General features: G+C 38.9%; 8 protein-coding genes and 1 other RNA gene. 3 read left to right on the forward strand and 6 right to left on the reverse strand.

Annotation, left to right across the window (positions count from 1 at the left end):
- Positions 1-440: 440 nt before the first annotated feature.
- The 4 genes from dolP to H5200_RS22205 are packed head-to-tail and all read right to left on the reverse strand — an operon-like array spanning position 441 to position 3,875.
- Complete coding sequence (gene dolP / locus H5200_RS22190; protein WP_145236822.1) at positions 441-1,007, reverse strand: division/outer membrane stress-associated lipid-binding lipoprotein; 567 nt, start codon at positions 1,005-1,007, stop codon at positions 441-443.
- On the reverse strand, positions 1,007-1,594 hold the full coding sequence (locus H5200_RS22195) for an SIS domain-containing protein (protein ID WP_149980605.1): 588 nt from the start codon (positions 1,592-1,594) through the stop codon (positions 1,007-1,009). Before H5200_RS22195 ends, dolP begins: the two co-directional genes overlap by 1 nt.
- 1 nt (position 1,595) lies before the next feature.
- Positions 1,596-1,967 (reverse strand): YraN family protein, encoded by a 372-nt coding sequence (locus H5200_RS22200; RefSeq protein WP_182762670.1) that lies wholly within the window; start codon positions 1,965-1,967, stop codon positions 1,596-1,598.
- A gap of 30 nt (positions 1,968-1,997) precedes the next feature.
- On the reverse strand, positions 1,998-3,875 hold the full coding sequence (locus H5200_RS22205) for a penicillin-binding protein activator (RefSeq protein WP_182762672.1): 1,878 nt from the start codon (positions 3,873-3,875) through the stop codon (positions 1,998-2,000).
- Between the two features lie 61 nt (positions 3,876-3,936).
- Between H5200_RS22205 and rsmI the strand changes: the two genes are divergently transcribed.
- From rsmI to H5200_RS22220, 3 genes are all read left to right on the forward strand, one after another.
- Entirely contained in the window at positions 3,937-4,794 is an 858-nt protein-coding gene (gene rsmI, locus H5200_RS22210; protein WP_149980608.1) for a 16S rRNA (cytidine(1402)-2'-O)-methyltransferase, read from the forward strand.
- A gap of 43 nt (positions 4,795-4,837) precedes the next feature.
- An RNA gene (gene rnpB / locus H5200_RS22215) (RNase P RNA component class A) lies at positions 4,838-5,216 on the forward strand.
- 547 nt (positions 5,217-5,763) lie between these two features.
- Positions 5,764-6,132: a hypothetical protein gene (locus H5200_RS22220; protein WP_182762675.1), complete on the forward strand. Its 369-nt coding sequence runs from the start codon at positions 5,764-5,766 to the stop codon at positions 6,130-6,132.
- 107 nt (positions 6,133-6,239) lie between these two features.
- Here H5200_RS22220 and H5200_RS24375 read toward each other — a convergent pair whose 3' ends face one another.
- Positions 6,240-8,078, reverse strand: coding sequence for an ATP-dependent helicase (locus H5200_RS24375; protein ID WP_182762677.1), 1,839 nt, complete (start codon positions 8,076-8,078; stop codon positions 6,240-6,242).
- Complete coding sequence (locus H5200_RS22230) at positions 8,075-9,541, reverse strand: AAA family ATPase (RefSeq protein ID WP_182762679.1); 1,467 nt, start codon at positions 9,539-9,541, stop codon at positions 8,075-8,077. Before H5200_RS22230 ends, H5200_RS24375 begins: the two co-directional genes overlap by 4 nt.
- Positions 9,542-9,669 lie beyond the last annotated feature (128 nt).

The raw sequence follows: 9,669 nt of genomic DNA on the forward strand, positions 1-9,669 counted from the left end.
TAAAAGGTAAAAGATAAAGGTAAAAGGCGCTAGGTAAACTAAGGGCTACGGGGTTGGCATGGGTGTTTGGATTTATTGTAGGCGGGGCTTTATCCACGCAGATTTATACCAATCGTGTTAAGTTACTGACCATTTATAGCGACAGATAAATACAGTGATAACAAGGCGTAAATTTTGACATGTAATTGTTCTACTTGAAAAAATTATAACGCAGTTAGCGCTTTATTTAGCTCGCTAGAATGGTTAAATATTTAAGTTGATTGGTATTAGTTAAAGTTTACGAGCGACGAGTTGTGAGACGAAGGTTAAGGTTGATTGTTGTAGCAGCGGGTTTACCCCGCGTTTTTTAGTGGAGGTGCGTGAGGTAAGCTCCCGCCTACAGGTATAGAAAACCTTGCGATATCAACTGCAAGGCTTTTAATTCCTAGAACCTGATACCTTTACAAATATTCAAATACCTTAATAACGCGTTCTACACCCGATACATTACGAGCAACGCTTACAGCGGTGTTTGCTTCTGCATCTGATACTAAGCCCATTAAAAATACTTCGCCATTCTCAGTTACTACCTTGATGTTGTTGCTACTGATGTTGTCGGTGGTAAGTAATTGTGTTTTTACTTTAGAGGTTAACCAAGAATCATGGGTCTGGGTGCTCATGCTAATGTTAGAGCCAATACGAATTTGGTTATGTATTTTGCGTATAGCAGGTAAGCCCTCAATCGTACGCTGAGCCTCGTCTTTCATTTCTTGAGTTGCAACCTGGCCTATTAACAATACAATGCCGTTAACGCTAATCACGCTGATGTTGGCATGATCAGCAAGGCGAGGTACATCGTTTATTGCGACCCCAGCTTTGATTTCGATATTACTATCATCGATTTGCGAACCAAGAGTACGACGATCGTTGGCTGCGGTAACGGCACCAGCGGTACCTGCAACAACTGCAGCAGCGCAGCCTTGTAATAATAGTACTGTACTAATAACAATTAGAGATTGTTTCAACATTAGCTTTCTTCCTGTGGGAATAGGGTCAAGTCGACGAGTTCACTTAAACAATGAAGATTAACCAAGTGAGATTCTATGATGCGGCTCGGACGTTTTGACGGAACACGAATTTCGACATCATTGGCACCGAGTAAACCTACTAGCTCACCGCCGTCATCACCAACCATAACAATAACTTTCATGTCTTTGGTGAGTGCGGCTTCGACTGCCGATATGATGTTTTTTTCGTTGCCATTGATTGCTAAAACCAATAGTAAGTCACCTTGTTGAGCAAACGCTCGTACTTGACGGGCAAAGGTTTCTTGGTCGTCACTTTGGTTACTTGGACCAAGATTGATATGTTCTTGTGATAGCGCAATTGCCGGTAAACAAGGACGTTCGGTTTCGTAGTAGTTGATCAATACGCCAGCCATATGTTGGGCCAGCATGTGGCAGCTGGCAGTACCACAACAAATCAACTTATTACCATTGATTAGGCTCTGCGCTATGGTAAATGCAGCGGCTTCTAAGGCGCTAGGAAGTACTTCACCGGCGGCTATTTGCACCTGAATGCTTTCTGTAAAAATCTCTTTTATAGTATCTTGCATATTAAAATACGTTTTTTATCCAATTAAGTTGTTGCGATGTGTCGCCAGTTATTGCGACAAAGTCGATTCTTATTGCTTGATCACTAAGCTTTTTCGTTGCTAAATAATGGTAAATAGAGCGTTTTAAACGTTCTTGCTTTTGTTTACCTAAAGCGTGGATTGCTCCACCTTTAACATAGCTACTACGAAATTTCACTTCCACAAACACTAGCGTGTTGCCATCGCGCATTATTACATCTAGCTCCCCGTAGGGGCAGTTATAGTTACGCTCTAATGGGATCAACCCTTGCGACACTAAGTATTTTTGCGCTTGTAGCTCGTAATACTGGCCTCTCTCTCGGCTATTTTGCCACAGTTGTTTAAACCACGACATCACAACATCCTTGTTTTATATTGCTTTTAGCTACTCACTGTATGATCGGTTGGTAGCTGATTGCATAAATAATGGTAACGGTGCTGATGTTGCTAGCTGTACCGCTTGGATTTGTCTATTTTTGTATTGCGCCCAATTAAGTTGGCGATTAATTTGCCCATCACTGGTAATACTCAATTGGCCAGTTAAGCCATTAAATCGCTTACCGGGGAGCATACTCAATTGTGTGATATTACTTAGCATAGCAACTGAATCATAGGCCATGGCAAATAAACGCTGACTTATATCAGCCTGTTCTGGCCACAGCGAATTATATTGCTGGCGTAAGGCATGATCTTTTATTTGCCCACTAAGCATCCATGGTAACTCGGTAAAATACAAACCATCGAGATCGCCTTTATCGGTGCTATCGATTTGCTTGCTATGACTTTTTGAACTGGCATACAGTGGAATGCGATCAGCAAAGGTACTCACATTTACATCTAAATAAGGTTTAATCAAGCGAGTTTCGATAGCATCACCGAGAATATAAATAACATCAATATCGCGACGAGAGCGAGTTTCACTCTCTACTTCTTGTCTAAATAATGACTTAACGGTCGCAATGCGTTCTTTTGATTTATCTACTTCGAGCAGGTTAACAATGGTTGTTGGCATATCTTTTTTATCGTTATAAAGCCCAACTTCTGGTGTGGTTTCACTATAGCGTTGCCATTGTCGGTTGAAAAAATCAACTAAACGCTGGCCTGAACTATTATTTGGCGCCAGCAGCATAGGTTTTTGATAACCAGCCGTTAAAAAGTGCTCAAGTGCTTGCTGTACTTCGTGCTCCGGGTTAAGCGCAAAGAAGTAATGCTGAGGAGACTGGCGCTCACCATCAAAGGTATTTAAGTGCAAAACTGGGTAATCTTGTAATGCTTTGCTTGCAACTAGCTTATCGATACTCGTTTTGAGTAACGGCCCAATTATAAAGTCAGGATTAATTTCGAGCAGTTTTGCAGACAGCTCAGCAGAACTAAGCATTTCATCAATAAAAATGGTTTCAGCAATAGATGTACTATCTAGTGCCGCTAACACGCCAGCTTTTAAGGCATCACCTAAGCGTTCATTAGCACCTGATTGGGGTAATAAAACAACTAAGCGCTCAATATTCAGTGGTTCAGCAGCAATTAACTCAGCGTCTTTTTTTGGCAACACGGCGATTGCTGGATGACCAGGGTAACGGCGTTGCCAATTATTAATTGCTTGATCAAGCTCAACTGGAGCACCTAAATATACTTGGTGATAGAGCGCTAAGTTTACCCAGCCTTGTTGTATCACTGAGCCGCGATTAAAGCGCTCTAAAGCATACGATGATAATTGTTGTAAATTTTGCCACAGGTCTTTGTTGAGCTGTGGAATCGTTAAGTTATTTTTACTGGCGGTTTCAGAGGCACGAAAGAAGTAGGTCATCGCCTCTTTAGGCAAATTTTGTGATGCATACACACTGGCGGTTAAATATTGATGCCAAGCAAAATGCTCCGGTTGAGTCAATTGATTGTCTAAACTGGCTAGCATCTCAAGAGCCTGAGTACTCTTGTTTTGTTGCATTTGCGCAAAAGCGATGTACAGTTTATTTTGCACTTGGTCGACGCTTGGAGTACGTTCTAATTCAGTACTAATTTGCTCTAACAGTGGCCATTGTTGCTCTGCGATCGCAGCATCACGCGCACTATAAAGAAGTTGGATTTTATCAGCGCCTTGGCGATTTAAGGCTAGTTGGTACATAGATTGTGCGTCAGTCGCTTGAATTTGTGATGCGCTATTAGCTGAACTGAGGTTTTCACTGGTTTTAGTCGGTTTTTCGGTTGTACTACAGGCCGATAACCCTGACAATATGATTAATAGACTAACAAGTTTAAGTCGCACAATGATTTCCCAATACGTTAACGCGATTTGCTTATATTACTGACTGACGCAGGAGACCTCAATGTTAAATGAGGAGAATTCACAGAAAATCGGCACTCTTTACATTGTAGCCACCCCAATCGGCAATTATGACGACTTAAGTCAGCGTGCAATCGCGACTTTATCGCAAGTTGACTTAATCGCTGCTGAAGACACGCGCCATACCGGTAAGTTGCTAAGTCACTTTGGCATTAAGGCAAAAACCTTTGCTTTGCACGACCATAATGAAAAGCAAAAAGCGCAACAAATTATTGATCAACTTAATCAAGGTTTAAATATAGCACTAGTTTCGGATGCAGGCACGCCGCTAATTAGTGACCCTGGTTATGCGGTTGTTAATTTATGCCGAGAGCAAGGCGCACATGTCACTCCCATACCAGGAGCATGCGCCGCCATAACAGCTGTATGTTGTTCAGGTTTACCAACAGATCGTTTTCAGTTTATTGGTTTTACCCCTGCAAAAAGCAAAGCTCGCCAAGACTTTTTTATTGAAGCGGTTAATTCCAATATAACCAGCATTATGTACGAAAGTACTCATCGCATCATGGCAAGTTTAGATGATTTGGAGATAGCGCTTGGTAGTGAGCAACAAGTGGTGTTTGCTAAAGAGTTGACCAAAACCTTTGAAACATTTTTTAATGGCACAGTCAGTGAACTTAAACAGTTTTTAACCGACGATCCAACCAAACAGCGCGGCGAAATAGTGCTAATGTTGCCTGGTAATCCAAAGCAGGTTGATGATATTCCGCCAGAAGCACGTAAAATGTTGGCGTTACTTGAGAATGAAATGCCAATGAAAAAAGCCTGCGGTATAGTGGCCGATTATTTTGGCATGAAGAAAAATGCCCTTTATAAAACAATTATTGACGAAAAAGGTTAAATCTTTACTGCACATACAATCCAGCTCAGGTATACTGCGCGCCGAGTCAGCCAAGATGATCGCTGCCTGCAACGAAAATGCGCAGGGGGAGGAAAGTCCGGGCTCCACAGGGCAGGGTGCCAGCTAACGGCTGGGGGGCGTGAGCCTACGACAAGTGCAGCAGAGAGGAGACCGCCAATCTTCGGATTGGTAAGGGTGAAAGGGTGCGGTAAGAGCGCACCGGGCCACTAGCAATAGTTGGTTGCAAGGTAAACTCCACCCGGAGCAAGACCAAATAGGGTTCTATCATTTTAAATAATGAACGCGTGGCCCACGTGAGAACCGGGTAGGTTGCTTGAGCCATAGAGCGATTTATGGCCTAGACGAATGATTATCACTTTCTTCGGAAAGGACAGAACCCGGCTTATACGGCTGACTCACTCATTCAATAAAAAAGCCCGCAGTTAACGCTGCGGGCTTTTTTGTGTCTGTTTTTGGGCTACGGGCGTCGAGTTTCGAGCAGCGCGTTGATATATAGAAATCAGGAATCAGATGTCAGAAATTAGATATCAGAAATGTGATCTGCCCTGATAAAGTCTTAGTTTCTTTGATCGTGTAAACATAGCATCGGCTGAGAGTATTACTAATTGGTTCGGTCGTTTGGTTGTAGAGCTTGATATTCCTAATGTGAATGAGTTGGATGAATTGCGTAGCTATCACCGCTTTAGACATCTGTTTATTAGTAACATCCGTAATAACCACGCGTTTGCTCTTTCCCTAATTCAGCAAATAGTAGGCCATGAATTATCAAAAGGTGGGATAACTGATAAATACACATTGTAGCGCTAGTTTGGAAGGTTAAAAGAGGTGGTTAATGCTTTTAGGTTTTAATTATGTCTAGTTTTAAGTTAAAAATAATTTAGGGTTTTATTCTATACTGATAGTTGTAACTATTATATTTAGATTTTAAGTAAAACAGAGGGTGAGTAAATGTATAAAATAGAACTTCAAAATTTTCACATCAAAGAAAATAAAGGATGGGACGCAATTGAATCATTGGCAGAGTTAACTAAACTCGGTTACCCGTCTAATCGTTTGGGGAAGTATGTCCGCGGCTCAAACGAAATCCAAGTTACGATTGGTTCAACAAAGGTAGGGCAGTCATTGGGTTTAAACGAAAAAATTAAAAAGCTCGTATTGAGTGAATTCCCTCTTACAGATCTATCATCAACTAAAACTACAAATGGAGCTATAGATAAACCAGAGTATCCGACATTTTTATTCTTGTTAGAGTACAAATCCCATAAGTTGAATGCTTTTATGTTAAAACTAGAAAAACTATTAATTGATACAATTTGAGTAATGAATTTATTTTAGTAAGAAAGATGCTTAGCTCAAACCTTCGCTGAAAGTCACAATGAATATGTAGCAATCAGAAAAAGCCTGAACTATGCAGCTAGTGTATTTTAATTAGTTTTTCGTAAAAACCGAGAAAGATTTCTGAAAGCAACTTTGCCCCACGGCATGGTTCGCTGTTTTGGGTATGAGGCATAAAGGAGCCTTTTTGCTCTGGTATATGCAACATAGAGATTATTTTTTTCTTGTTTTAGGTCTACTCCACCAGATCTGATAGCTCTGTAATCAGGAAAAGTATCGTCATCTAAACCTATGACAAAAACAATATCAAACTCTTGGCCTTTCATTGTATGCACAGTACTTAAGGTCACTCCTTTATGATCCTGATTTGGTTGCGTCTGTCCTAAAGCCATTGCATTTTTAAACTTGTGTAAGGATTTCCTATCGTTACTTTTAGCATATGTAACCCAGTGCTCTAGTAACTCATCAAGATCTTTTATTAGCATACTTAGGTCATTATCATCATCTAAGGTAACAGATTCTTTAAACGATTTTACTAACGCTTTAAGGTTTGACCCATCTTCTGATAGCTTTAAGACTAACTCAATTACCTCTGAATCGACTTTGTTGAGGGTTTGATTGTTTAAGTCTTGTAACGATTTTATACTTTCATGATCATGCAATTTCAACTTAGATAAAAGACGCCCCAAATGTAGCTCATCATTTTCGTTTAATTTAATACGAAGTGCTAAGTCAAAAATTTTCATTTTGTCAGATTCGAATTTGATAGTGCCTTGGCCCATCTTGTAGTAATAAGGTATCTGATTCGTTTGTAGTTTCTTTTCAAGATGAGAAAAAACATACTTATTACGTGCAAGTATCGCTATCTTCTCGTATGTAATATCACCTTCAATATCTTTATGCTTTTTTTGTTGGATAAGTGTTTGTATTCTCCCAATAACACCTTGAGCTTCAGTAAACTCATCCTCATAAGCCGATAATTGATACTCTCCGTTAACGACTAGAGTGCTAAAGTCATCATCTACATTGATTATTTGATTTGCAGCCATAAGTACTTGTAGCGAAGATCTATAATTTTCATTTAACAAAACTATTTCCGGCTTGAAGTCATTAACAAAAGCTTCATTCATATATTTTGGTGATGAACCATTAAAGTGATAAATAGATTGATTGGGATCACCTACCATCAAAATATTGAAAAACTCTCCGTTAGTTAGATGTTTAATGATTTGATATTGGGCGTTGTTTAAGTCTTGCGCTTCATCGATACAAATGGAATGAAAACTTCTCCTATAGAGCCCCGCAACCTTAGGGAAATTCATGAAAAGCTTACAAGCTTGTAAAATAATATCATCGAAATCTATTGCATTTTGGCTTCTCAAAATATCCTGATAATTACGATATAAAAGAACAATATCCTCATTATCAGTGCGATCAGCAAGGTCGTTTTCGTCTAATATTTCACGTTTAACTTTAGATATATAGTCTAAAACCTGATATCGAAACTTTCTTTTCTCATCGGTAGATTGAGCTTGGTAGCCAGAAAAATAGGTCGGAGTTTGTGAAATCGCTTGCTCAATAAGCTCTAGTCGATCGGATTCATCTTCAAAAATGTGGGGTAAAGTCGACAATCCAATGAAACTACCATGATTCTCTAAAACTGATTGGCAAAATCCATGAAATGTTCCTATAAAAACTCTATTATCTAGTTTCTCTATGTCAGAAAGTCGCTCTCTTATTTCTTCACCTGCTTTATTTGTAAATGTTAAGGCCAATACCTTTTTTTGCGTATTTTCAAGGCAAAATCTGATTCGTTCGGTAAGAACTCTTGTTTTACCACTACCGGCACTAGCTTGAACATACATAGCGCTATCTTTGTAAAATACGATCTGTTTTTGCTTTTCAGATAACTCAATTAAATTATTCACTTTTGCTCAACCTCTATTGATAGTGTTGCTTTTATGAACTCAAAAATTTCTTTTACAGCTCTGGGAAGTTCTTTTTGGGATGTTAGCATTTGCTCGGCAACCGCTGGAGCCATTTGGGTTTTAGAGCTAGACATCTTACTATAAAGCGCATCATCATTTAATTGTTGGGTTTCTTCTATATCAACTGGCTCTCTTTTCTCTCTGTGCTGCTTGTTTGCGTATATATTGAGCGAAAGAATTGCTTTTCTTATTTCTTCTTGAAAACCATCAACCAAGAGTTGTCTTTCATAATCACATTCATGATCTAGGAAAACAAGTTTACTTTCAGTTTCTTCGTCTCCATAAACAGTATTAAACTGCTGCCTTACCTTATTAACTATACCTATGTTATCGGCATCACTTATAACTACACTTGGAATATTGAATTGTTTTGCAAAATTCAAAAATGGTAGATATCCCTCATACCCTCCTACGCCCACAAAATCAACTCCGAGTTCTATAGGGCTATAACCAAAAAATTTTTCAAAGAGAATTGGTAAGGCTTGTTCTTCGGTTTCTCCTTCAAAAAATATTATTAACTTAGAGAAGAATATTTCTCCACGAGAACTGATAACTTGTCTTTTTATTTTTCTGATACCTTCAGGGGATAATTTTAAATTTTCAAAATTACCAACTCTTAGGTTCGTCGATTTGTAAAAACTTCTAATCTGATGCAATTCAGCACATGCCGCAATATAGGGTGAGTGAGTTGAAATTATTTTTTGACCGCAGATTTCATCCATTTGACGATATAGCTTCTTTTGAGCATTTGGGTGAAGGTGAGATTCAGGTTCCTCGATAGCAATGATTGGGAAAAAAACTCTGTCATCCATTTTTGCATTTTTATCAAGCAAATTGATAAAGGCTCTTAAAGTTAGAATGGATGACCAACTACGGGTTCCCATTCCGTGGTACTCCATTGAGAAACTTTCATCTGAGTCTGAGTAATAAATTGACATACCTTTATTAAGATCTCTGATTTTTTTAGTGAAAGGAGTTATCTCTACGCCTTTTCCCTGGTTATTCATCGCACTATCAAGGCCTTTTAGTGATGTTTTAATTCCGCTGAGAATAGAGCTCTTATCAACAGTTTTTTTATTAAGTCGCTCTATTTCTATTTCAATATCAGCAATTTCTTGATCAGAGTACTTAATTTTTGAGAGCATTTTACCCAGATATGAGCTTTTAAGCTTTGTATCTTCAGTGATATCTCTTTGAGCACTTACATAGAAAAATGGTATTTCGTCAAAATTAAAGCTAGTAATGTTACCGTTTTCTTGTTCATACCAGTCAAGAGTATCTGATTTAAAAGATGGCCAATCTTGGAGAATATATTGTTCGGTCTTGTAAGAATTTTTTATAGGGTCAAAAGCAACAATAGTGCGAAGTGGTATGAATGAGTTGGCGTCTAAATCTAATCTTATCCTGCGGAGTTTTTCAAGTTAGTTGTCGCCTCAAGTTAAATTTTATGCCGCCCGCATTTCTTCTTTTTTCTCAGGATTCAAATTTACTTCGTTTATCATTGACCAATCTCGTGACTTTCCTGACCAAC

The sequence above is a fragment of the Pseudoalteromonas sp. SG43-7 genome, assembly GCF_014164295.1.
Lineage (GTDB): Bacteria > Pseudomonadota > Gammaproteobacteria > Enterobacterales > Alteromonadaceae > Pseudoalteromonas > Pseudoalteromonas rhizosphaerae.